This is a genomic window from Glutamicibacter sp. NPDC088483, assembly GCF_044753145.1.
Classification (GTDB): Bacteria; Actinomycetota; Actinomycetes; order Actinomycetales; family Micrococcaceae; genus Glutamicibacter.
In genome coordinates, this window is sequence record NZ_JBIVMP010000004.1 from 176459 (window position 1) to 200262 (window position 23804).

Consider the following 23804-nt stretch of genomic DNA (forward strand, 5'->3'; position numbering starts at 1 on the left):
CCGCCATGCCTGACTCGTCGCGCCGCCGCCCCACGATCCGGGACGTCGCCAAGCATGCCGGGGTCTCAAAATCCTTGGTCTCCCTGGTGCTCTCGGATCCTAGCAAGGTCAGTTCGATGCGGCGTTCGCTGGTCGAGGACTCCATCCGCGAGTTGGGCTATCAGCCCAACCTGGCAGCGCGCTCGCTTTCGGCCGAGAACCGGCATGCCATTGGCGTTGTCCTGGGGGAACTGCATAATCCCTGGGTTCTGAGCGTCGCGGAAGTGGTGCGCGAACAGTTGCAAGCAGCAGGACTTGACGTGCTGTTCAGCGCGGCCGCGATCCACGACGGGCAGGGCGTTGGGCCTGCGGAATTGCAGACCTTGCGCGATTTGCGGGTCAGTGGAATTCTCATCGTCGGATCAGCCGATGACGCCGTCAGCTTCGAAGCCGCCTTGGGTGAGACTCCCGCGGTATTTGTTGGCGGCGGGCGCCAGGCCCAATCAGGCACTGGCGCGGTTTCGGTTGATGATGAGCAGGGCTTCGGTTTGGTGATTGACCACTTGGTCGATTGCAGAAATGCGCGGATTACCCATATAGCCGGTGGCGCTGGTCCGGTTTCTGCGATGCGCGAAGCTGCCTATCATCGGGCGATGCTGCGCCATGGCTTGCGCCAGCATGTACAGGTGGTGGAAGCCGGGCCAACGATTCAGGCCGGGCATGAAGCCGTAGCGCGGTTGCTGGCCTCGGGGGCACGGCCTGGATCGCTGGCTTGTTTCAATGATCTTTCCGCCATTGGGGCGCTGCAGGCTCTGGATGAGGCTGGCGTGTCTGCGGCGGTGACTGGCTACGACAATATTTCCCTATCGTCGCTGGGAAGAATTTCGCTGACCAGCATCGGCTCGGATTCGGAAGATCTCGGTCGCAGCAGCGTGCGGCTGCTGCTCCAATTGATGCGGAATCCGGAAGGAAAATTTGCACGTCAGTTGATGATTCCACCGCGGCTTATCGTGCGCTCCTCGTCGCAGCTGCACCGTTGAACCCTGTGAAAGCGGCGTTTCGCCGTGCTTGTCGAGGTCGGCAAATTACTCGTCTGCACATCCTTATGTCTTAACAAAGTCTTGACGGATCGCTTTTCGTCACGCACACTTTAGGCATCTTGTGATTCAAGTCACGGAACATCTTGTTAAGGCGGCCCGCCCCAGGGGACAATCGGGGTGCGCCGGGGATTCCTGAAGGGGAAACGAATATGGGAAAGCCAATTTGGCGCAAACTCGCAATCACGCTCGCCATCATTCCAGCATTGGGGCTGGCGGCTTGCTCGTCCACTGGCGGGCGTGCACCGGAACCGGAAAGCAATGCCGGTGGCGGTGCGGTGGCGGCTACTGACCGCATCAAAATCGCGGTCATCACCCACGCGGCTCCAGGAGATACCTTCTGGGACATTCTTAGAAAGGGCGCTGAAGAAGCTTCGGCCAAGGACAACGTAGAACTCCAGTATCTGAGTGATCCTGATGGCGGACGCCAGTCCCAGCTGATCGAGCAGGCTATTGACCAGGGCGTCGACGGCATCGCCGTGACCCTGGCCAAGCCCGACGCCATGGCTGGAGCGCTAGGCAAGGCTGCCGATGCCGGGATCCCCATTGTCAGCTTGAATGCCGGTGAAGCCCGATTCAAGGATCTCGGAGCATTTGCCCACTTCGGTTCCAATGAGCAGCTTGCAGGCCAGGCCGCTGGCGAAAAGCTGAAGGAGGCGGGAATCAAGAAGCCGATATGCGTCATCCAGGAACAGGGGCACGTTGGGCTTGAAGCACGTTGCGCCGGCGTGAAGAAAATCGTCCCAGACACCGAAATACTCTACGTGCAGGGCACTGACATGACCCAGGTTGAATCAACGGCAACCGCAAAGCTCCAAGCCGATAAGCAAGCCGACGCGATCATCGGCCTGGGCGCACCCATCACGATGACACTGCTCAAGGCTAAAGCCACGGCGAAGTCCGAGGTCGAGGTAGCTTCCTTCGACATGAACTCGCAGTTGGTTGAAGAAATCACCAAGGGCAATGTGATGTTCACCGTTGACCAGCAGCCTTGGTTGCAGGGCTACATGGCAGTTGATGCGCTGTGGCAGAACAACCGTGGCGGCTTCACCATCGGCGGTGGACAGGCGACGTTGACCGGCCCGGCTGTTGTAGACAAAGCCGTCGCTGAGCAAATTACCAGTTTCGCCCAAGAAGGCGTCCGCTAGCCACATCCCCTCGGCGCGCGCCTGATCTGCCGGTAGCGGCGATCCGGCGCGCAGCCTGGACACGGAGGAAATCCCATGTCATCTATAACAGCTTCACCCTCTCAAAAGAGAAAATCTCCGGCTCTGGACGAGCGCGTCAGCAAGAAAAGCGCATTGTCTATCCTTCTGGGCCGTCCGGAGATCGGTGCTCTCGTGGGCGCCATCGCCCTCTTCGTATTCTTCGCCGTCGTCGCTCCGGTCTTCCTGGCTCCCGCATCCTTGGCCACCGTCCTCTATGGGGCTTCGACCATCGGCATCATGGCCGTTGGCGTGTCACTGCTGATGATCGGTGGCGAGTTCGACCTATCCACCGGTGTGGCCGTCATTTCTTCGGCGCTCAGTGCATCGATGATCTCCTGGTACTTCGGTCTCAACGTCTGGGTCGGCATTGCCTTGGCCCTGGTCGTCTCGCTGCTGATCGGTTTCATCAACGGAATCATCCTGATCAAGACCAAGCTGCCATCCTTCATCGTGACGCTGGCCAGTTTCTTGATGCTCACCGGCCTGAATCTGGGCCTGACGCGAGCCATTGGCGGCTCGGTGTCCTCTCCATCTATTGCGGATATTGAAGGATTCCAGAGCGCAAAGGCGGTCTTTGCCTCTTCAGTCAATATCGCCGGGATCGACGTCAAGATCACCGTGTTCATCTGGATCGCCATGGTGATCATCGCTTCCTGGATCTTGCTCCGAACCAAGATCGGGAACTGGATCTTCGCCGTAGGCGGGGATGAGAAGGCCGCTCGCGCCGTCGGCGTTCCAGTGGTCCGCACCAAGATCGGACTCTTCATGGCCGTTGGATTCTGCGGCTGGGTGCTGGGCATGCACAACCTCTTCGCCTTTGACTCGGTGCAGTCCGGCGAAGGCATCGGCAATGAATTCCTCTACATCATTGCCGCGGTCATCGGCGGCTGCCTGCTCACCGGCGGTTACGGTTCAGCCATTGGCGGCGCTATCGGGGCGTTCATTTTCGGCATGGCGAACAAGGGCATCGTGTACGCGGAATGGAATCCGGACTGGTTCAAGTTCTTCCTTGGCCTGATGCTGCTCTTGGCTACGGTGGTCAACATCGTGGTGAAAAAGCGTGCGGAATCCAGCAAGTAGGAAGCCAAGGACAAAAATCATGAAGACTCGCAAGAATACGAAGACCGAAGACCTGCTCGAGAAGCTCGAGCCCAAGATCAGCGACAACCTGCTGACCCTCAAGGGAGTTGGCAAGCACTACGGAAGCATCATCGCCCTGCGCGGTGTCGACATGGTGGTGGATCCGGGCAAGGTCACCTGCGTTCTCGGGGATAACGGCGCCGGCAAGTCCACGCTGATCAAGATCATCGCCGGCTTGCACCAGCACGATGAAGGAGAGTTCAGTTTGCATGGCTCGGCCATCAAGCTCAAGAGTCCCCGCGTCGCACTGGATGCCGGCATCGCCGCGGTCTACCAGGACCTGGCGGTCGTTCCTTTGATGCCGATCTGGCGCAACTTCTTCCTCGGCTCGGAACTGACCACCGGGGTTGGGCCGTTCAAGAAGCTTGATGTGCAGAAAATGAAGGACATCACCAAGCAGGAGCTCTCCGACATGGGCATTGATCTGCGTGACGTCGAGCAGCCGATCGGCCAGCTGTCCGGCGGTGAACGCCAGTGCGTAGCCATCGCTCGCGCGGTATATTTCGGAGCCAAGGTCCTGATCCTCGATGAGCCCACCGCCGCCTTGGGCGTCAAGCAGTCCGGCGTGGTGCTGCGCTACATCCTCCAGGCGCGCGACCGCGGGTTGGGTGTCATCTTCATTACGCACAACCCGCATCACGCGTATCCGGTAGGGGACTCGTTCCTGTTGCTGAAACGCGGCCGCTCCATCGGGTACTACTCGAAGTCGGAAATCACCGTCGAAGAGCTAACCGCCCAGATGGCCGGTGGCGCTGAACTCGCTGAACTGGCTCATGAGCTTGAACAGCTTGGTGGACATGATGAAGAGCTGGCAGAGGCAGAGGCGGGCGCGAACTCTCAAGCAACAGCCTGACCCAACCGCAGCTAAGGCCTGGGCTTCTTCGCGATGGTGAAGAAGCCCAGGCCTTAGCTGTCCCAGTGCTTAGAGCGAGTAGTCAATCATTTCACTATGGCCAGTAGCGATGGAACGCACCGCGGCCTGGGCGATGGCCTGGGATTTGAGCCCCTCACGCAACGTGACAGGTACTTCCCGGTCTTCGTCCAGTGCCTGAACGAAGGCCCCCAAGCTGGCGGCATAGGTTGGCTGGACCCTGTCGAACCAGTTGCCGTGCAGCCCGTGGGATTGCGCGTGCTGCCCCTGGAACAGGCTGACGTGCCCCGAGGGTTGCCGTTCAGATGCGGCCATGGCTTCAGACCCCAGCGCTTCGATGCGTTCGTCATAGCCGTAATTCGTATGGCGCACACAATCTATTTGGGCCATCGCTCCACTAGGGAACTGCAGCGAACTGATCGAAGTGTCCACATCGCCAAACTCCGCAATCTCCGGGGCGGACAGGGCCGAGCCGAAGGCGTGCACCTGCAGGGGATCCTGGCCTGATATCCAGCGTGCCAAATCATAGAAGTGCACGGCCTGATCGCGGAACTGGCCGCCAGAATTTTTCAGGTAATCCAGTGGTGGCAATCCCGGGCCACGCGAAGTCAACTGGAGCAAAGCCAGATCGCCGATTCGCCCGGAGTGCACGAGCTCCTTGAGCTCTGCGTGAGCGCGATCGAAGCGCCGGTTGAAATTGACCATGGCCTTGATTCCTGAACGTTCAACGTAGGCTACCGTCGCCTTTGCCGTTTCCAAGTCGAGGTCGATTGGCTTTTCGACGAGAGCCGCCAGGCACGCATCGGCTGCAAGGCGGAGGTTCTGGGCGTGGGAATCCGTTGATGACGCGATGAACACTGCGTCCAGGCCGTCATTGCCGAAAATCTGGTCGAGCGTTGCTGCTGCCTTGGCGCCATGTCGCGAGGCCAGAGCAGCAGCTCGCTGAGGGTCAATGTCGTAGACCAGTTTAAAGTCGATCTCCGGGTGTGCGGCCAAGTTGTGTGCATGCACCGAGCCGATGAAGCCGGCGCCGATCAGGGCGAATCTTTGCATTGAAGGCACCTCGTGAAGTTGGTTGAAGTCAGGAGACCATGATGTCCAGAAGATTGCGCATGGTGCTGGCAACCTTGTGGAAGTCGTGCTCATTGGCGCGGTCAGAGAACATCTCGGAAACCCACCAGCCGTCATAGCCGGTGGACTTGATCGCGTCCACCCACTGCTGCAATGGGATGGCGCCACCGCCGATGACGACATTGCGGTGCACGTCCTGGGCCGGAACCTCATGGCGCCGATCCAGATCCAACCCGTCGGAAATATGGGCCGCCTTGATCAGTTCCTTGGGCAACGCGGCCACTTCTTCCAAGGTGTCCCCGACGGTCCAGAAATGCCAGGTGTCCAAGGCGATGCCAACGTTCTCGCGGCCGCAGCGCTCAATAATTTCCAGGGCTTGCCGACACCGATTGATATTGGACCAAGCCAGCGGTTCCAAGTAGATCTCCAGCCCGTGCTCTGCGGCGATCCCGGCGGCAGCAGATACATTATCGGCGGCAATGGCCATGGCTTCCGGTTCCGAGAGGCCGAGTGTCCCGCGGTAGCGATCATCAGATGCTGCGAGTTTTCCGGACTTGAAATCCTTGACCACATTCCAGTCCACTGGCCCGGTGCACATTTGCAGGATCGGTGCGCCGACCACTGTGGCGATTTCGGCCATCCGCCTGACTTCCCGGAGCATGTCATCCCGTGCGGTGCCTTGGCGTTCAAGGTCAAGGACTGCGCCGATTCCTGTCACTTCAAGGCCCGTGAGCATTTCTGGAAGCGTGTGCACAGAAAAGCCGGCATCAAGATAGCGATAGAGTTTCGGGCTTTGCAGCTCGATGCCGCCGAATCCGGCCGACCGTGCCGTTGCAATGTCGGTGGCAACATTCCCGTAGAAACTTGTTGTGACATTCATGGACAGTTTTGCCATTGGTCCTCCTTGGCGTGTGGAATGCATGCGTGGAAACGAAATGTACAGTTGTCAGTACAAAGGTGCTTCCAAGATCATATGCCCACTGCTCCCCGGAAAGTAATACGCTCGGGCAAATTCTCCATGAGTTTTTTCCGAGCCGCCGCTAGGCTGGTCTGCGAGTGCAGGATACGTCTGTTCATCACCGGTTTTTCAATGGTTCAAGGCGAAAGTGCGTTATATACCTTCAAGGGAATGCAGTAATCCGGCTCGCTGATTGACTGGATATTCGCCCGCGACAGTGGCTGTTTCGAAGGTGTTTGCAATAATGACCGTTGTGAACATTGCTCAGCCCGGTGAAGGGCGCCCAGGAAACCGGCCCCCGTCGATGGCGGATGTGGCGGCCTTGGCTGGGGTGTCCCATCAGACGGTTTCCCGCGTGCTCAACGACCATCCAAACGTCAGGGCGGGAACCCGCGACCAGGTGCTGGATGCCATCCGGCAGCTGGGTTATCGCCGCAACCGAGCCGCGCGGGCACTGGCCACATCGCACTCGAGCACTATCGGCATTCTGACCATCGGCAGCGAATTCTTCGGACCGCAATCCACCGTGCTGGCCATCGAGGCCGCTGCCCGTGCGCAGGGATATTTCGTGACCGTTACCGCACTGGATCGCTATGACGCGCACAGCGCGAGCGAAGCCCTCAGCCACCTGGTGGACCAGGGCGTTGATGGCGTGGTGATGGTTGCGCCCTTCGAAAAGGTGATCGATGCCCTGGATGATGCTGCCCTGACGATTCCAGTGGTGGTCGTGGCCGCTCGCACGGAGGTTCCCGACGCGGATCCGGCGCATTACGTGTACATCGACCAGCGTGAAGGCGCGCGCTTGGCCACTGGTCATCTTCTGGCCCTGGGGCACCGCAAGATCGTCCACGTGTCCGGGCCGACCGGCTGGTTCGACGCCACCGAACGGCAGATCGGCTGGCGGGAAAAAATGCTGGAAGCCAAGGCCCCGATTGTTGAGGTGCCAGCTGAATCCTGGCAGGCCCAGAGCGGCTATGAGGCAGGCCAGCGTCTGGTTGACCCGATACGCGCCGGCGAAGTTACGGCAGTATTCGCAGCGAATGATTACCTTGCCACCGGTGTTCTGCGTGCTTTCTGGGAAGCCGGGCTGGAAGTGCCCAATGACGTTTCGGTTATCGGTTTCGACGACCTGCAAATCTCCAATTTCCTGATCCCTTCGCTGACCACGGTTCGCCAGCCTTTCCGCGATGTCGGCCATGCTGCGCTGATGGAATTGCTGGAAGGCGCCACGGCTGACAGGGTCCCGAAAGTGATTGCGCCAACGCTGGTAATCCGGGCGAGTACCGCACCGCCCAACGCCCGCTAGGCAAGCGCTTCATTCCCCGAGTCCGGGATCCGGTATTGCGGATCACAAATTGTTAGCGCTAACATTGGATCGAGGTTTTGTTCTGCCAGCGCATTTTTCGCGAGTGGAGCAGGAAACGATGGCTATGGCGCTGCTCACCGAGCTGTGCGAACGGAGATTTCATGGCAACACAGCTCAACGGGCCAACCGCCCGCGAGATCATCAGCAACGGCGAAGCCGTGCTGGGCATCGAGTTCGGTTCAACGAATATCAAAGCCAGCCTGATCGGCCCCGGCCACCAGCAGCTTGCCAGCGGCAGCCACGCCTGGGAGAACCAGTACGAAAACAGGAATTGGACCTACTCCCGCGAAGCAATCGTCGCCGGCCTGCAGGACTCTATGGCCCAGGTGCTGGAAGATGCCCAAGAGCGCCACGGAGTACGCCCAACGCAGCTAGGAGCCGTTGGAATCTCCGCGATGATGCATGGCTACCTCGCCTTCGACGCCGACCGGGAACTGCTGGTTCCCTTCCGCACCTGGCGCAACACCTCCACGGCAAAAGCGGCGGCGATGCTCAGCGAGGAACTGGACTTCAATATCCCGCAGCGCTGGTCCGTAGCGCACTACTTCCAAGCGCTGCTCAACGGCGAAGAGCACGTGTCGAAAGTTTCCCGCCTGAACACGCTGGCCGGATTCGTGCATGAGCTTCTCACCGGAAATTTTGTGCTTGGCGTGGGCGATGCCGCGGGAATGTTCCCCATCGATTCAGCCACCGGCAGCTACGATGCACGGATGCTTTCCGCCTTTGACGCGGTGGCTGCCCGGCATGGCGCGACCGCAGGGCTTTCCTCAATGCTGCCCGCGGCACTGCCCGCCGGTGCAGATGCTGGCACGCTTAGCGAAGCCGGGGCCTTGCTCCTGGACCCCACCGGCCAGCTCCAGCCTGGCAGCCCGCTGTGCCCACCGGAAGGAGACGCCGGAACCGGCATGGTGGCCACCAATTCGGTAGCCCAGCGCACCGGCAACATCTCCGCCGGAACCTCCATTTTCGCGATGGTGGTCCTCGACGCGCCGCTCAAGGAAGTGCACCACGAAATCGACTTGGTCACCACGCCCGATGGGCATCCGGTAGCCATGGTCCACTGCAATAACGGCGCCAGCGAATTTGCCGCCTGGGCCCAGGTCTTCGGGCAGTTCGCCCGGGCGCTGGGCAGCGACGCCGACGACAACGCGGTCTTCGAAACCCTGCTGCGTTCGGCCCTTCAGGGTGCTGCCGATGGTGCGGGGCTCCTGGCCTACAACAATCTTTCCGGCGAACCGGTAGCGGGTCTTGCCGAAGGCCGTCCGGCCATCCTGCGCACCCCGGACTCCACGCTGAACCTGCCCAACTTCGTGCGTGTTCAGGTGTACGCCATGTTCGCCACGCTGAGCCTCGGACTGCGCGTGCTGGCCGCCGAAGGCGTCGAGGTCAAGCAGATGTTTGCCCATGGCGGCATCTTCCGCACCGCCGGGGTGGCCCAACGGCTGCTGGCCGCTGCGATCAACACTCCCGTCCTTGTCGGGGACAGCGCCGGACACGGAGGTGCATGGGGCATCGCCGTCCTGGCAGCGTACCGGCGCCGAGTCCTCGATGGCCTGCAGCAGTCCCTGCCTGAATTCCTGGATTCCGAAGTCTTCGCCGGTGCCGCTTTGAGCCTCGCGGAGCCGCAGGCCGATGACCGTGCCGGCTTCGAGGCCTACCTGGAAACCTATGAAGCCGGCCTGGCCATTCAGCGCACCGCCATTACCGCCATCTAGGCATCGCACACAGTTTCGGACGAAAAGAGAAACCGATGAATCAACCACGAATCCTGGCGGATTACCCGCAGTCAATGCAGGACGAGGTGGCCACGGTCCGCCAGATTGTTGCCGACCTGCACGCCGAATTGCCGCGCTATGAGCTGGTGGTCTGGACTGCCGGCAACGTGTCGCAGCGCGTGCGCCACCCGGAAATCGCCGACGGCTCCGCGGACCTGTTCGTGATCAAGCCATCGGGCGTCGCCTACGACGAGCTGACCGCGCAGTCCATGGTGGTCTGCACCTTGGACGGCAAGCTGCTCGATGGCACCCGCGCCCCGTCCTCGGACACCGCGGCCCATGCCTACACCTACGAGCACATGCCGCAGGTGGGCGGCGTGGTGCATACCCACTCCACCTACGCCACCGCATGGGCGGCGCGCGGCGAGGAAATTCCCTGCGTGCTGACCATGATGGCCGACGAATTCGGCGGCCCGATCCCGGTAGGCCCCTTCGCCATCATTGGCGATGATTCGATTGGCCGCGGCATCGTGTCCACGCTGAGCGAGTCCCGCAGCCCGGCCGTGCTGATGCGCAACCACGGTCCTTTCACTATCGGAAAGGACGCCAAGGCCGCAGTCAAAGCCGCGGTGATGTGCGAGGAAGTGGCACGAACCGTGCACATCTCGCGCCAGCTGGGCAACCCGGTCGCGATCGACCAGAAGCATATCGACTCGCTCTACGAGCGCTACCAGAACGTCTACGGACAGTAAGGACATCATGGCCAAGGCATATAACACCCAAGAAATCTGGTTCTTCACCGGCAGCCAGGACCTGTACGGCGAAGAGACGCTGCGCCAGGTGGCGCAGCAGTCCACCGAGGTCGCGCAGGCGCTGGATGCGTCCGCCGACGTTCCGGCAAGGATCGTGTGGAAGCCGGTCCTGAAGGACTCCGAATCGATCCGCCGCGCAATGCTGGAAGCAAACTCGGATGACAAAGTGCTGGGCGTCATCACCTGGATGCACACCTTCAGCCCGGCCAAGATGTGGATCAACGGCCTGAAGGCCCTGCAGAAGCCGCTGCTGCACCTTCACACCCAGGCCAATGTCGAACTGCCCTGGGATTCGATCGACTTCGACTTCATGAACCTGAACCAGGCCGCCCACGGCGACCGCGAGTACGCCTACCTGGCCACCCGCCTGGGCGCGGCCCGCACCACCGTGGTCGGCCATGTCTCCAACCCTGCCGTATCCCGCCGCGTGGGCACCTGGATCCGCGGCGCTGCCGGCTTCAACGCCGTGCAAAACCTGAACCTGGTCCGCTTCGGCGACAACATGCGCAACGTCGCGGTGACCGAGGGGGACAAGACCGAGGCGGAGATCCGCTTCGGCGTCTCGGTGAACACCTGGGCCGTCAACGACCTGGTCGAAGCGGTCCAGGCTGTGGCCGAGGCCGACATCGACGCGCTGGTTGCCGAGTACGAGCGCGATTACGACGTCGTGCCCGAACTGCGCGCCGGCGGTGCCCGCCACGAGTCGCTGCGCTATGCCGCATCCCAGGAAATTGCGCTGGAAGCGTTCCTGGCCAAGGCCGGCGCCATGGCGTTCACGACCAACTTCGAGGACCTGGGCGGGCTCAAGCAGCTGCCGGGCCTGGCTGTGCAGCGCCTGATGGGCAAGGGCTACGGCTTCGGCGCCGAAGGCGACTGGAAGACCGCGGTACTGGTGCGTGCCGCCAAGGTCATGGGCGAGGGCCTGCCGGGCGGCGCCTCGCTGATGGAGGACTACACCTACGACCTGACTCCCGGCAAGGAGCTGATCCTCGGCGCCCACATGCTCGAGGTCTGCCCGTCGCTGACCACCTCCAAGCCGCGGGTTGAAATCCACCCGCTGGGCATCGGCGGCCGCGAGGATCCGGTGCGCATGGTCTTCAACGCGGACGTTGCCGAAGGTGCGGTGGTCGTGTCCATGGCCGATATGCGCGAGCGCTTCCGCCTGACTGCCAATGTGGTGGATGTGGTCACCCCGCCGGCGGACCTGCCGAACCTGCCGGTGGCGCGCGCGGTGTGGAGCCCGCGGCCGGACTTCAATATTTCCGCCGAGTCCTGGCTGGCTGCCGGCGGTGCGCACCACACGGTGATGTCCACGGCCGCGGGGATCGAGGCTTTCGAGATCTTCGCCGAAATCGCAGGCACCGAGCTGCTGGTTATCGATGAGGAAACCACCCGCCGGAACTTCGCGCAGCAGATTCGCGTGAACCAGAGCTACTACCGCTTGGCGCAGGGTTTCTAGCGGTTCGAACAACCCTTGCCCAGGTAATGCGCGCCCCGTTGCGGGGCGTGCATTACCAATGAGTAAGGAATCTTAATTTATTTACATAGAGGGTGGCTGAAATCACTGTGTTAGCGCTAACATAGTGTGAGTCCAGTCTCACTCGCAGATATGGCAACCTTTCAAGGAGGAAAAGATGGCATGGAATAATTGGACCCGCAAGGCCGCGGCGACCATGGGATCGCTGGCACTGGTCGGCGCATTGGCAGCGTGCAGCGGCGGTGGCGCTGGCGGCGGAGCAGGAGCCGGCGAAGGCGAGTCGACTGCACCTGAGGACATCCAGGTGGGCGTGGCAATGCCAACCGAGACTTCCGAGCGCTGGATTGCCGACGGCGAAGCCGTCAAGTCCCAGCTGGAAGCCGCTGGCTTCGAAGTCGACCTGCAGTTCGCGAATGACGACATCCCCACCCAGCAGCAGCAGATCGACCAGATGATCACCAAGGGCAGCGACATCCTGGTAGTCGCCTCCATCGACGGCACCGCGCTGTCCACCCAGCTGCAGGCCGCAGCGGACCAGAACATCCCGATCATCTCCTACGACCGCTTGATCAACGGCACCGAGAACGTCGACTTCTACGTCACCTTCGACAACTACAACGTCGGCGTCCAGCAGGCAACCTCGCTGCTGACCGGCATGGGCCTGGCCGATGAGGAAGGCAAGCGCACCAGCAAGGAGGGCAAGTTCAACGTCGAGCTCTTCGCCGGTTCGATCGACGACAACAACGCGCACTTCTTCTGGAAGGGCGCCATGGATACCCTCAAGCCCTACCTGGATGACGGCACCCTGACGGTCAAGTCCGGGCAGACCAAGATCGAGCAGGCAGCTACCCTGCGCTGGAGCCAGGAAGAAGCCCAGTCGCGCATGGAAGACCTGATCACCGCCCACTACCAGGGCGGCAAGACCAAGATCGACGGCATCCTCTCGCCATTCGACGGCATCTCCCGCGGCATCATCACCGCACTGTCCAACGCCGGCTACGGCAAGACCATCGAGGCCGGCCTGCCGATCATCTCGGGCCAGGATGCAGAAATCGCTTCGGTGAAGCTGATCGACGATGGCGTGCAGTACGCAACCATCTTCAAGGACACCCGCAAGCTGGCTACCCAGGCTGTCGAGGCAGTGAAGTCCTACGCAGGCGGCGGCGAGCCGGAAGCCAATGACACCGAAACCTACGACAACGGCAAGAAGGTTGTTCCTTCCTACCTGCTGGATTCGGACATCGTCGTCAAGGACAACATCACCTCCCTGCTGGTCGACTCCGAGTACTACACGGCCGAGGAAGTCAAGGCCGGCCAGACCAAGTAGTCTCCCAGGCCGCAATCCGGTGGGCGGGAGGGCAAGCCGCCCTCCGGCCCACCGGATGCACCGCTCACAGCACACACCAAGGACGTCTGCACTATGGACACCACGATCCTGCACATGCAGGACATCACCAAGACTTTTCCCGGAGTCAAGGCGCTGGACGGCGTCAACCTTTCGGTTAGCAAGGGCGAGATCCACGCTATCTGCGGAGAGAACGGCGCCGGAAAATCCACCCTCATGAAGGTGCTCTCCGGGGTCTACCCGCACGGCAGCTACGAGGGCCAGATCATTTTCGAAGGCGAAGAGCTCAAGGCCTCGAACATCAAGGACTCCGAAGCCCAGGGCATCGTGATCATCCACCAGGAGCTGGCGCTGGTGCCGTACCTGTCGGTGGCCGAGAACATCTTCCTCGGCAACGAAACCGCGCGCGGCGGCTTCATCGACTGGAACGAGACCAACCACCGCGCCGCGGACCTGCTGGCCCGCGTGGGCCTGGACGAACTGCCGGTCACCCCGGTTGGCCAGCTGGGCGTGGGCAAGCAGCAGCTGGTGGAAATCGCCAAGGCGCTGAGCAAGAACGTCAAGCTGCTGATCCTTGACGAACCGACCGCCGCGCTGAATGACGACGACTCCGAGCACCTGCTGAACCTGCTGCGCGGACTGCGCGAACAGGGCATCACCTCGATCATCATTTCGCACAAGCTCGGCGAGATCGAGGACATTGCCAACACCACCACCATCATCCGCGATGGCCAGTCCATCGAGGCGCTGGACATGGCCGATCCCGAGTCCAACCAGAACCGCATCATCCGCGGCATGGTGGGCCGCGAACTGTCCTCCCGCTACCCGGAACGCGTACCGCAGATCGGCGACGTGGTCTTCGAGGTCCAGGACTGGTCGGTCCAGCACCCGGTCCAGCAGGACCGCACCGTGGTGGAAGACGCCAACCTGGAGGTCCGCGCCGGCGAAATCGTCGGCATTGCAGGACTGATGGGCGCCGGGCGCACCGAATTGGCGATGAGCATCTTCGGCCACAGCTATGGCCGGAACATCACCGGCACGGTCAAGATGGACGGCAAGCCGGTGGACACCTCCACCGTGGGCAAGGCCATCAAGGCCGGCATCGCCTACGTTTCCGAGGACCGCAAGAAGTTCGGGCTGAACCTGATCGAGGACATCCGCGTGAACACCACCGCGGCCGGCCTGGACAAGATCTCCTCCAAGGGCTTCGTGGACGGCAACAAGGAGATCCAGATTGCCGAGCACTACCGCAAGTCCATGCGCATCAAGACCCCGAACGTGATGGCGAAGGTCGGGAACCTCTCGGGCGGCAACCAGCAGAAGGTCGTGCTGGGCAAATGGCTGCACACCGCACCCGAGCTGCTGATCCTCGACGAGCCCACCCGCGGCATCGACGTCGGCGCCAAATACGAGATCTACACCATCATCAACGAGCTGGCGGCTGCCGGCAAGGCCGTGCTGGTGATCTCCTCCGAACTGCCAGAGCTCTTGGGCATCTGCGACCGCATCTACACCCTGGCCTACGGCCGAATGACCGGCCAGCTGCCCAGCAGCGAAGCCACCCAGGAACGCCTCATGGAACTCATGACCATCGAGAAGGAAAGCACCCGATGACCATCACAAGCGAGCTGAAGGATATCTTCACCAAGAACCTGCGCACCTCGGGCATTTACATTGCCTTCGTGCTCATCGTGGTGCTGTTCACCATCCTGACCAACGGGCTGCTGCTCAGCCCGATCAACATCACCAACATCATCTTGCAGTACTCCTACGTGCTGATCCTCGCCCTGGGCATGATCCTGGTGATCGTCGCCGGGCACATCGACCTGTCGGTCGGCTCCCTCGTGGCGCTGACCGGTGCGGTCTCCGCGGTCATCGTCATCAAGGGGGATCTGCCCTGGTGGGTCGGCATGCTCGCCGGCATCGCCGTGGGCGCCCTGTGCGGCCTGTGGCAGGGCTTCTGGGTGGCGTACGTGGGCATTCCCGCGTTCATCGTGACCCTGGCCGGCATGCTGCTCTTCCGCGGCCTGACCTACGAAGTGCTGAGCAATGTGTCGCTCTCGCCGTTCCCCGGCGAATACGGCCAGATCGCCGGCGGTTTCCTCAACGGGCTGCTGGGCGGCAACGGATTCGACCTGTTCACCGTGATCATCGGCGTGATCGCCGTGGCCGGACTGTTCGTTTCGCAGTGGCGCAACCGCGCTGGACGCGCCAAGTACGGCCAGAGCGTTGAATCCATGGCCATGTTCCTGGCCAAGAACATCATCTCGGGCATCATCATCCTCTGGTTCTTCTGGCAGATCGCCACCAGCCGCGGCATGCCGATCGTGCTGATCATCCTGGCTGCCCTGATCCTGGGCTACCACGTGCTGACCACCAAGACCGTTTTCGGCCGCCACGTCTACGCCATCGGCGGCAACCTGTCCGCCGCGAAGCTTTCGGGCGTGAACGTGAAGAAGATCAACATGTGGATCTTCATCAACATGGGCCTGCTTTCGGGCGTGGCCGGCGTGGTCTTCTCCTCGCGTTCCAACGGCGCCCAGCCGGGTGCCGGCAACATGTTCGAGCTGGACGCCATTGCGGCCTGCTTCATCGGCGGCGCTTCGACCACCGGTGGCGTGGGCCGGGTGACCGGCGCGATCGTCGGCGGCCTGGTGATGGCGGTGCTCTCCAACGGCATGCAGCTGATGGGCGTGGGCGCCTCCACCCAGCAGATCGTCAAGGGCGTTGTGCTGCTTCTGGCAGTCGCCTTCGACATCTACAACAAGCGCCGCGCGGGCGCCGGCAACTAGCCTGCCACTGGTGCCATGGGCCCTCCCGCACGCGATTGCGGGAGGGCCCATGCGTGCCCGACGTTTTCGATGGCCCAGCAAGAAGGATGAAGACATGGACCGCCTCGCACTGCCCCTGAAGGACACCGCCAATGGAACGGTGCTGACGCTGCAAGTCCATGGCTTCACCGCGCAAGTGGCCACGGTGGGCGCCACCCTGGTTTCCCTCCAGTACGGCTCCCGCCCGCTGGTGCGCGCTTTCGACCCGCACGGGCCGCGCCCGGTTTTCGCGGGCGCCATCCTGGCCCCGTGGCCCAACCGGGTGATCGACGGGGCCTACAGCTGGGAAGGCCAAGAGCTGCAGCTGCCGATCACCGAGCCGGAGCGCGGCCATGCGCTGCACGGCCTGGTGATCGATACCGGCTTCGAGATCATCGAGCACCGTGCCGACTTCGCCCAGCTGCGCACCGTCATCGCCCCGAGCGCCGGCTATCCGTACGAGGTGCAGCTGGTGATCGGCTACCGGCTGGAGGCCGGCGGGCTGCGCACCGTCGCTGCCGCCACCAACCTCGGGACGGGCACCGCGCCCTTCGGCTGGGGTTCGCACGCCTACCTGGTCGCCCCGGGCAAGAAGGCGGATGAATGGACCTTCACCCTGCCAGCTGGCAAGGTGCAGCTGACCGAAGGCCCGCGCCTGCTGCCGCGCGACACGGTTCAGGCCGCCGGCACCGAGCTGGATTTCCGCACCCCGAAGCCCATCGGGGATCTCTTCATCGACCATGCCTACACTGGCCTGGCTGCCCGCGCGGACGGTTCTTTCCGCGCGGAGATCACCGACGCCGGGGGCGTCGGATCGCACATCACCTGGGACGAAGCCTGCCCGTGGGTCCAGATACACACCGCCGACCGCGATGATCCGGCCCTGGACCGCACCGGCCTGGCCATCGAGCCGATGACCTGCCCGCCGGGCGGCTACAACTCCGGCCAGGACGTCATCGCCCTGGCACCGGGCGCCAGCCACGAAGCCAGCTGGCTGATCGGCCCGGTCCAGCCGCGCTAGCACCCCAGGCGCCACCCACCTTTGGAACCACCACGAGTCAACTGGAGAGATTGCAATGCCGCAGGGCTCCGCAGCACATGAACCGACCCACCGGGTCCATCACCTGGCCGATGGCCGCGAGGCGATCTTCTTCGCCGACGCCAATGCCGCCGTGCCCGAACCGGTGGCCGACACCCGGCCGCTGGATCCGCGCGGGGAGCCTGGCGAACTGCGCTACGACCGGCTGACCGGGGACTGGGTGGCCGTAGCGGCCCACCGCCAGTCGCGCACCTACCTCCCGCCCAAGGAAGAATGCCCGCTGTGCCCCAGCGTCCACGGGCGGCAGAGCGAAATCCCTGCCGAGGACTTCAACGTGGTGGTTTTCGAGAACCGCTTCCCGTCCCTGGGCCCGGCACTGGGCCGGATTCCAGCGGCCGCACCGGTGCAGCAGCCGGCCCCGGCCTACGGGCGCTGCGAGGTCGTGGTGTTCACCCCCGAGCACACCGGTTCCTTCGCATCGCTGGATGATGCCCGGGCGCGCACCGTCATCGAGGCCTGGGCGCAGCGCACCGCCGCCCTGTCCGCCATGGAGGGCATTGCGCAGGTGTTCGTCTTCGAGAACCGCGGCCAGGATATCGGCGTGACCCTGCACCACCCGCATGGGCAGATCTACGCCTACCCGTACCTGGCGCCAACCGCCGCCAAGATGGCCGGCCAGGGCATCGCGCACCTGGAGAAGACCGGGCGCACCCTGATGGGCGACATCCTGGACTTCGAGCGCAAGGAGGGCACGCGCATGGTCGCCGAGGGCGAGCACTTCTCCGTGTTCGTGCCCTACGCGGCCCGCTGGCCGCTGGAAGCGCACCTGGTGCCGCACCGCCACGTGCCGGACTTCGCCGCGCTCAATGCGGACGAAAAAGCCGAGCTGGCCGTGATGTACCGGGACCTGCTGCGCGGATTCGACGCGCTGTACCCGACGCCCACCCCGTACATCGCCGCCTGGCACCAGGCTCCGCTGGAGCCCGTGGCCCGCAAGGCCTCACGGCTGCACCTGCAGCTGACCAGCCCGCGCCGGGCCGCTGACAAATTGAAGTTCCTGGCCGGATCGGAAGCTGCCATGGGCGCTTTCATCAACGACGTCCCGGCCGAGCAGACTGCTGCACGGCTGCGCGAGGTCATGCCATGAGCCGCAGCGGAACGAAGGAAACCGCGGCGCGCGTCAACGCCCTGCGCGAGAAGTTCACCAAGGCCTACGGCCACCACCCGGAAGGCATCTGGCGGGCCCCGGGACGGGTGAACCTGATCGGCGAGCACACCGACTACAACATGGGCTATGTGCTGCCCTTCGCCATCGACAAGAACGCGCTGGTGGCCGTGCGCCGCAAGTCGCAGCTGGAGCCGGGCAGCCAGGTGCTGGATTTCGCCTCCACCTACGGGGCGGGCGGCGAACCGCCGGTCACCTCCATTACCCTCGATGAGCTGGTGCCCCGCGCGGTGCCCGGCTGGGCCGCCTACCCGGCCGCCGTGCTGTGGGCGCTGAGCCAGCTCGATGGCGTGCAGATTGGCGGGCTGGAGCTGATGGTGGACTCCGATGTCCCGGTGGGCTCGGGCTTGTCCTCTTCGCATGCCCTGGAAGTGGCGACCATCGTGGCGCTGGACGATCTCTACGGCCTGGGCCTGTCCAAGGTGCAGATGGCCCAGCTGACCCAGCGTGCCGAGAACGAATTCGTGGGTGCTCCGACCGGGATCATGGACCAGAGCGCCTCGCTGATGTCCCATGCCCAGCATGCGCTGTTCCTGGATTGCCGTTCGATGGAATCCCAATCCGTGCCGCTGCCGCTGGCGCAGCATGACGCGGTGGTCCTGGTCATGGACACCCGCGTAGAGCATTCGCACGTGGATGGCGGCTACGCCGCCCGCCGCACCAGCTGCGAGCAGGCCGCCGCGGTGCTGGAGGTAGCATCGCTGCGCGAGGTGCACAGCGTCGAAGAACTGGAGGCCATCGGTGACCCGGTAGCCAAGCGCCGCGCCAAGCACATCGTGACCGAGAACCGCCGCGTCCTGGATACCGTCCTGGCGCTACGCGAAGGCGACCTGCTCGCGGTGGGCAAGCTGCTCTGCCAGTCGCACGAATCCATGCGCGACGACTACGAGATTTCCAGCGAGGAACTGGACGCGGCCGTGGAAGCGGCCATGGCGGCCGGAGCGATCGGAGCTCGGATGACCGGTGGCGGTTTTGGCGGCAGCGCCATTGCCCTGATCAAGCGCGAGCAGATCGAACCGGTCAGCCAGGCCGTCCGCGAAGCCTTTGACCAGGCCGGCTATGTCGAGCCGGCCATTTTCACCGTAATTGCAGACGAAGGAGCAGGCCGGGCATGAGTTGGCTAGTGACCGGCGGAGCCGGATATATCGGATCCCACGTGGTGCGTTCGCTGTCCGCGGCAGGCCTTGAGCCGGTCGTCGTGGACTCGATGTCCAGCGGGGTGCACGGCTTCGTTCCCGAACAGGTGCCGTTCTACCAGCTGAACATCCTGCAGACCGAAAAGCTCGTGGAAATCATGAAGCGCCACGAGGTCACCGGGGTCATCCACCTGGCCGGCTACAAGTATGCCGGCGAATCGGTGAAGCACCCGCTGCTGGCCTTCGAGCAGAATGTCACCGGCACCGCGCACCTGCTCGAAGCCATGGCGGCCTCCCGCGTGCACAACATGGTCTTCTCCTCCTCGGCAGCCGTCTACGGCACCCCGGACGAAGATGTGGTGACCGAATCCACCGGCACCTTCCCCGAATCCCCGTACGGACAGAGCAAGCTCGTGGGGGAATGGCTGATCCGCGACCAGGCGGTGGCTACCGGGCTGAAGCACACCTCGCTGCGCTACTTCAACGTGGTCGGCTCGGGCAGCGAAGAACTCTACGATGCCAGCCCGCACAACCTGTTCCCGCTGGTGTTCCAGGCGCTGAATGCCGGAAAGACGCCGAAGATCTTCGGCACCGACTACGACACCGAGGACGGCACCTGCGTGCGCGACTACGTGCACGTCGCCGACCTGGCGCTGGCGCACGTGGAGGCGGCCAGTAAACTGGAAGCCGGCGAGGTATTGGAGCCGGTCTACAATTTGGGCTCCGGCGATGGCGTCTCGGTGCGCCAGATCATGGATGCGGTAGCGAAGGCCACCGGCATCGGTTTCACCGCGGTGGAAGAAGCGCGCCGCCCGGGCGACCCGGCGCGCATTGTCGCCGACGGGAAGCTGGCCGCCCGCGACCTTGATTGGCAGATGCGCCATAGCCTGCAGCAGATGGTCCACAGCGCCTGGAAGGCTTCGGCCCAGCGCGGCTGACCGCACCAAGCTGAAGCGCAGCGGCCTGGGAAACTAGCTGGTGCGCAGCGTGGCCGCGATCTGATCCATGGTCTGCGCAATCGCCAGCGATTCAGCCAACGGCATGACCGGGGATTCGGCCAGGCCCTGGGCAATGCACTGGGCCACGTGGGCCGCTTCCCAGCCCAAACCGGCAGTAGGCGAGGTTTCCGTGAACTCGCGGCTGTCGGCGATCTTGCCGTCGGCACTGCGCAGCACCAGCCCGGAACCGCAGCAAATCGGGCGCTGGAGTTCCAAGGTGCCCTGCGTACCGGCAATCCATGCGCCCTGCGGCGAATCGGTTTCGATGCTGCTGAAGACCGTTGCCGTGGAACCGTCTTCATTGGAAAGCACCGCGGTGAAGGTAGCGTCAACCCCGGTTTTGGCCATCCGTCCCGAAGCGTGCAGGAGCTGCTTGGCAGGGGAGACCATGGCGCTAAAGGCAATAGGGTAGACGCCGACATCCAGCAGGGCCCCGCCGCCGAGCGCCGGGTCGTAGATGCGCGAGTCGTAGTCGACCTCGAACTTGGCGCCGAAATCAGCCTGGACGGTGATGATCTGCCCCAGGATGCCGGACTTGACGACCTGTGCAACCACATTGCCGATGGGCAGGAATCGTGACCACATGGCTTCCATGGCGAAAACTCCGGCAGCCTTGGCCGCCTCGATGATCCGGGAAGTTTGCCCGGCGTCCAGGCTCATTGGCTTCTCCACCAGGACATGCTTGCCAGCCGCGATCGCCTCGAGCGCAAGTTCTGCGTGGCCGCTGTGCGGGACGGCGATGTAGACGACATCCACCCCAGGGTCCCCGAGCACCTCGGCATAGGAGCCGAAGGCCCGGGTCCCGGTGTCTCCGTAGGTGCGTGCGAACTGCTCGGATCGGGCCAAGGTGCGCGAGCCGACTGCTGCGAGCCGGCTGGCGGTCAAATCGTTCAGCGATGCGGCAAACTGCGAAGCGATCCACCCCGGCCCGAGGATGCCCCAATTCAGCGCAGGAGCCGAAGAGGGATGGGGCAGCGTGGATTCGGGTAAGGCGAGTGGCACTGAAGGCTCCGATGGCAGGTAAAGTCAGATGGCTACTTCTACCCTATGTGGACATTTGTCCGAGTGGAAGAGCTATCCCAGCAGCGTGGCAGCAGGCGCTTGCCCACTACCGGCGCGCGCTCGCCGGCTCCGCGTCGGCCGCCCCAAGACCGGCTTCCAAATCCACCAGCTTGCCATCGACATAGGTGCCCAGCACCTCCATGGTGCAAAGTACTTCGGGGGCTGCGGCCAGCGGATCTGCAGCGAAGATCGTCAGGTCCGCAGGCATCCCGGCTTCCAAGCGGCCGCCAGTGGCCCCGGTGCTTTCGTAGACGTTCACGGTGTAGCCTTCCAGGGCTTCGCGAGCCGACAGGCGATGGCGTGGCTGCACGCTGTCGCTGCCGGGCACTTCGGTGCGCCTGCGGGTCTGCGCGTCTGCCATGATCAGCCGCGGGTCGAAAGGAGCGATGGGCCAGTCGGAGCCCAGCGCCAGCACCATGCCGGCATCCTTGACATCACGCAGGCGGTAGGCGAAGCTGGCGCGATGCTGGCCCAGCCGCCGGGACCAGGCATCCGATCCGTCGGCGCGGACGAAATGTGTGCAATGCGTGGGCTGCATGCTGATGGTGGCCCCGGAAGCCTTAAGCCGGGAGAAATCCTCGTCGTTGAGTTCTTCCAGATGCTCGATCCGGTGGCGCAGCCCATTGTCGGGCAGCGATGCAATGGCGGAAATGACGAAGCCGATGCCCTGGTCGCCGATGGCATGGGTCGTGGTTGTCACGCCGGCCTGCGCAAGGGCGCGCAGATTGGCCACATAGCGGCTTGGATCCCGGTAGAGGGATTCGGTGGATTCGCCTTCGATGTCCGGCTCGTAGAGCCAGGCGGTGCCGTTGTCCACCGTCCCGTCGATCATCAGCTTGGCGCCGCGCACCTGCCAGCGGCGTCCGCGTTCTCCCTGCAGCGCGATGACCTGGTCGAGGGTTTCTGCCGGATCGCTGGCCATGATCCACGGGGCGATGCGCAGCTTGATCGGCAATTCGCCGCGCAGCTCCAGACGCCGGAAAATCTCCAATGAATCAGGATCGGCCAGATCCAGCATTTCCCCGCCGGTCAGCCCGCTGGCCGCCATGTCCCGCAGCAGCCGGTAGACTGCTTCCACCTTGTCGTCGATGCCCAGCACCGGCAGGACCTTTTCGGCTAGTGCCATGGCCTCGAATTCCCGGAGGAAGCCGGTGGGTCGGCCATCGGAGTCCACTACGACGCTGGAGCCGTCGGCGAAACTCTCACTGCCGTCGATGTCTGCTAGCTGGAGCATGGCCGAAGAGGCCACGGCTGAATGCGCATCGAAGCAGGTGGCGTAGCTGGGCCGCCCCGGGGCGGCTTCGTCGAGGAACTGCCCGCTGGGCTCCGCGGTGCCGAAGATCGCCACGTTCAGGCCATGGCCGAATACCACATCGCCGGGCGCACCGGCCTGCGCATGCCCTGCGATGAGCCGTTTGGCCTCATCGAGTGTCCTGGCGTCGCCGAGGAAGACGCCTCGGGCCACTGACTGCCCGAAGACCGGATGAATGTGCGCATCGACGAGCCCCGGGGTAATCGCGGCTTCGCCGTAGTCGATAACCGCGGTTCCGTCTGCGATCCACCCTTGGGCCTGCTCCTTGGTGCCCACATGCGAGATGCGGCCATCGGTGATCCCCAAAGCGCTGGCAGGGTGTTCTTGGGCCAGCGTGTAGATGGTCCTTGCATAAAGCACCGTCTGCGGACCGGTCATCGTTCGACTCCTCAAATTAATGGCATTAATTATTTTTGAGTCTAAACGGAGCTGAGTCAGCTGTCCATGGTTGGATGGAAGCGGATTAACCCACAACGAGGATGGTTCGCATGTCGCAAAGAGTCGCCGGCCGGCCGGCCACGCCGATCCTGACCCAGCAGGGCATTGTCGATGCGGCCTTTGCCCTGCTCGAAGAAATCGGTCCGGAGGAGTTCTCCATGGGGCGCCTGGCGCGCTCCCTGGGCGTGCGCACGCCTGCGCTCTACAACCACGTGGACAACCGCCAGCACCTGGTGAACCTGATGCGCCGCGACATGGTGAGATCCATTGAGCGGAACATGCTGGCCGATTTGCCGTGGACCGAAGCGCTGTTCCATTTCGCAGTGCTCTTTCGCGAAGCGCTGCTCCGCGTTCCCGCGGCAGTGGAACTGATTGTCGCCACGCCCATTTCCGAGGAATCGGAATCCGGTGTCATCTATGAGGAAATGGGGCGTATCCTGCGCCGGGCCGGTGTGGCCGTGCCTCGCATTCTCATGGTCATGGTGGCGATCGAGTCGCTGATTGTCGGGGCTGCCTTGGATATCGTCGCCCCGGGGGCTCATGTTGCCACCGTGCCTGCAGACGACCGGGGAACTGTGCGCAGCAGCCACGGCGAAGTGATGGAATTGGGAGAGGCCTATGCGCGGCAGGCTCGCACCAGCGTCAGCTACCAATCATTTGAGTTCGGGCTCCGGGCGATCATTTCCGCGGTCGAGCGGGAAGTCTCCCAGTCCTAGCGACGTGCTGATTTCTGCAGACGGATGTT

The 23804-nt window shown here is 63.2% G+C and carries 20 protein-coding genes; 16 read left to right on the plus strand and 4 right to left on the minus strand.

What is annotated here, in order from left to right; translation table 11 throughout:
* Positions 1-5: 5 nt before the first annotated feature.
* The 4 genes from ACIP6G_RS09965 to ACIP6G_RS09980 all read left to right on the plus strand — a co-directional run bounded on the left by ACIP6G_RS09965 (position 6) and on the right by ACIP6G_RS09980 (position 4277).
* Positions 6-1019: a LacI family DNA-binding transcriptional regulator gene (locus ACIP6G_RS09965; protein WP_365945692.1), complete on the plus strand. Its 1014-nt coding sequence runs from the start codon at positions 6-8 to the stop codon at positions 1017-1019.
* 209 nt (positions 1020-1228) lie between these two features.
* The gene (locus tag ACIP6G_RS09970; protein WP_105662246.1) at positions 1229-2224 is read left to right on the plus strand and encodes a substrate-binding domain-containing protein; all 996 of its coding nucleotides are present in this window, start codon (positions 1229-1231) and stop codon (positions 2222-2224) included.
* Between the two features lie 75 nt (positions 2225-2299).
* The gene (locus tag ACIP6G_RS09975; RefSeq protein ID WP_365945693.1) at positions 2300-3364 is read left to right on the plus strand and encodes an ABC transporter permease; all 1065 of its coding nucleotides are present in this window, start codon (positions 2300-2302) and stop codon (positions 3362-3364) included.
* Between the two features lie 19 nt (positions 3365-3383).
* Positions 3384-4277 (plus strand): ATP-binding cassette domain-containing protein, encoded by an 894-nt coding sequence (locus ACIP6G_RS09980; RefSeq protein ID WP_365945694.1) that lies wholly within the window; start codon positions 3384-3386, stop codon positions 4275-4277.
* Between the two features lie 69 nt (positions 4278-4346).
* Here the strand turns inward: ACIP6G_RS09980 and ACIP6G_RS09985 are convergent, their stop codons facing one another.
* Together ACIP6G_RS09985 and ACIP6G_RS09990 are read right to left on the minus strand one after the other, a co-directional pair.
* A complete protein-coding gene (locus ACIP6G_RS09985) occupies positions 4347-5348 on the minus strand; it encodes a Gfo/Idh/MocA family oxidoreductase (protein ID WP_365945695.1) in 1002 nt (333 codons plus the stop codon).
* A gap of 28 nt (positions 5349-5376) precedes the next feature.
* Complete coding sequence (locus ACIP6G_RS09990) at positions 5377-6261, minus strand: sugar phosphate isomerase/epimerase (protein ID WP_105662249.1); 885 nt, start codon at positions 6259-6261, stop codon at positions 5377-5379.
* A gap of 307 nt (positions 6262-6568) precedes the next feature.
* On the opposite strand from ACIP6G_RS09990, the gene ACIP6G_RS09995 reads away from it, so the two are divergent.
* The 11 genes from ACIP6G_RS09995 (at position 6569) to galE (ending at position 20187) form a co-directional block, all read left to right on the plus strand.
* On the plus strand, positions 6569-7630 hold the full coding sequence (locus ACIP6G_RS09995; protein WP_105656529.1) for a substrate-binding domain-containing protein: 1062 nt from the start codon (positions 6569-6571) through the stop codon (positions 7628-7630).
* Positions 7631-7791: 161 nt separating this feature from the next.
* Positions 7792-9405, plus strand: a complete 1614-nt coding sequence (locus tag ACIP6G_RS10000) for an FGGY-family carbohydrate kinase (protein ID WP_365945696.1) — start codon at positions 7792-7794, stop codon at positions 9403-9405.
* A 35-nt stretch (positions 9406-9440) separates the two neighbouring features.
* On the plus strand, positions 9441-10157 hold the full coding sequence (locus ACIP6G_RS10005) for an L-ribulose-5-phosphate 4-epimerase (protein ID WP_105662251.1): 717 nt from the start codon (positions 9441-9443) through the stop codon (positions 10155-10157).
* A 7-nt stretch (positions 10158-10164) separates the two neighbouring features.
* Positions 10165-11676 (plus strand): L-arabinose isomerase, encoded by a 1512-nt coding sequence (araA, locus tag ACIP6G_RS10010; protein WP_365945697.1) that lies wholly within the window; start codon positions 10165-10167, stop codon positions 11674-11676.
* A gap of 175 nt (positions 11677-11851) precedes the next feature.
* Positions 11852-13021, plus strand: a complete 1170-nt coding sequence (gene chvE, locus ACIP6G_RS10015) for a multiple monosaccharide ABC transporter substrate-binding protein (RefSeq protein WP_105656525.1) — start codon at positions 11852-11854, stop codon at positions 13019-13021.
* Positions 13022-13114: 93 nt separating this feature from the next.
* On the plus strand, positions 13115-14653 hold the full coding sequence (mmsA, locus tag ACIP6G_RS10020; RefSeq protein WP_365945698.1) for a multiple monosaccharide ABC transporter ATP-binding protein: 1539 nt from the start codon (positions 13115-13117) through the stop codon (positions 14651-14653).
* Positions 14650-15831, plus strand: coding sequence for a multiple monosaccharide ABC transporter permease (mmsB, locus tag ACIP6G_RS10025; RefSeq protein ID WP_105656523.1), 1182 nt, complete (start codon positions 14650-14652; stop codon positions 15829-15831). The genes mmsA and mmsB overlap by 4 nt, the downstream gene beginning before the upstream one ends.
* 94 nt (positions 15832-15925) lie before the next feature.
* Positions 15926-16870, plus strand: coding sequence for an aldose 1-epimerase family protein (locus ACIP6G_RS10030; RefSeq protein ID WP_105656522.1), 945 nt, complete (start codon positions 15926-15928; stop codon positions 16868-16870).
* 55 nt (positions 16871-16925) lie between these two features.
* Positions 16926-18035, plus strand: a complete 1110-nt coding sequence (gene galT / locus ACIP6G_RS10035; RefSeq protein ID WP_105656521.1) for a galactose-1-phosphate uridylyltransferase — start codon at positions 16926-16928, stop codon at positions 18033-18035.
* Entirely contained in the window at positions 18032-19228 is a 1197-nt protein-coding gene (gene galK / locus ACIP6G_RS10040; RefSeq protein WP_365945699.1) for a galactokinase, read from the plus strand. The genes galT and galK overlap by 4 nt, the downstream gene beginning before the upstream one ends.
* Positions 19225-20187, plus strand: a complete 963-nt coding sequence (gene galE, locus ACIP6G_RS10045) for a UDP-glucose 4-epimerase GalE (RefSeq protein WP_365945700.1) — start codon at positions 19225-19227, stop codon at positions 20185-20187. The genes galK and galE overlap by 4 nt, the downstream gene beginning before the upstream one ends.
* A 33-nt stretch (positions 20188-20220) precedes the next feature.
* Here galE and ACIP6G_RS10050 read toward each other — a convergent pair whose 3' ends face one another.
* Together ACIP6G_RS10050 and ACIP6G_RS10055 are read right to left on the minus strand one after the other, a co-directional pair.
* Positions 20221-21249 carry a Gfo/Idh/MocA family oxidoreductase gene (locus ACIP6G_RS10050; protein WP_365945701.1) on the minus strand — a complete coding sequence of 343 codons (1029 nt, stop codon included), beginning with the start codon at positions 21247-21249 and terminating at the stop codon, positions 20221-20223.
* A 106-nt stretch (positions 21250-21355) separates the two neighbouring features.
* Positions 21356-22999 (minus strand): amidohydrolase, encoded by a 1644-nt coding sequence (locus ACIP6G_RS10055; protein WP_365945702.1) that lies wholly within the window; start codon positions 22997-22999, stop codon positions 21356-21358.
* Between the two features lie 110 nt (positions 23000-23109).
* On the opposite strand from ACIP6G_RS10055, the gene ACIP6G_RS10060 reads away from it, so the two are divergent.
* Complete coding sequence (locus tag ACIP6G_RS10060; protein ID WP_365945703.1) at positions 23110-23775, plus strand: TetR family transcriptional regulator; 666 nt, start codon at positions 23110-23112, stop codon at positions 23773-23775.
* Positions 23776-23804: the final 29 nt, after the last annotated feature.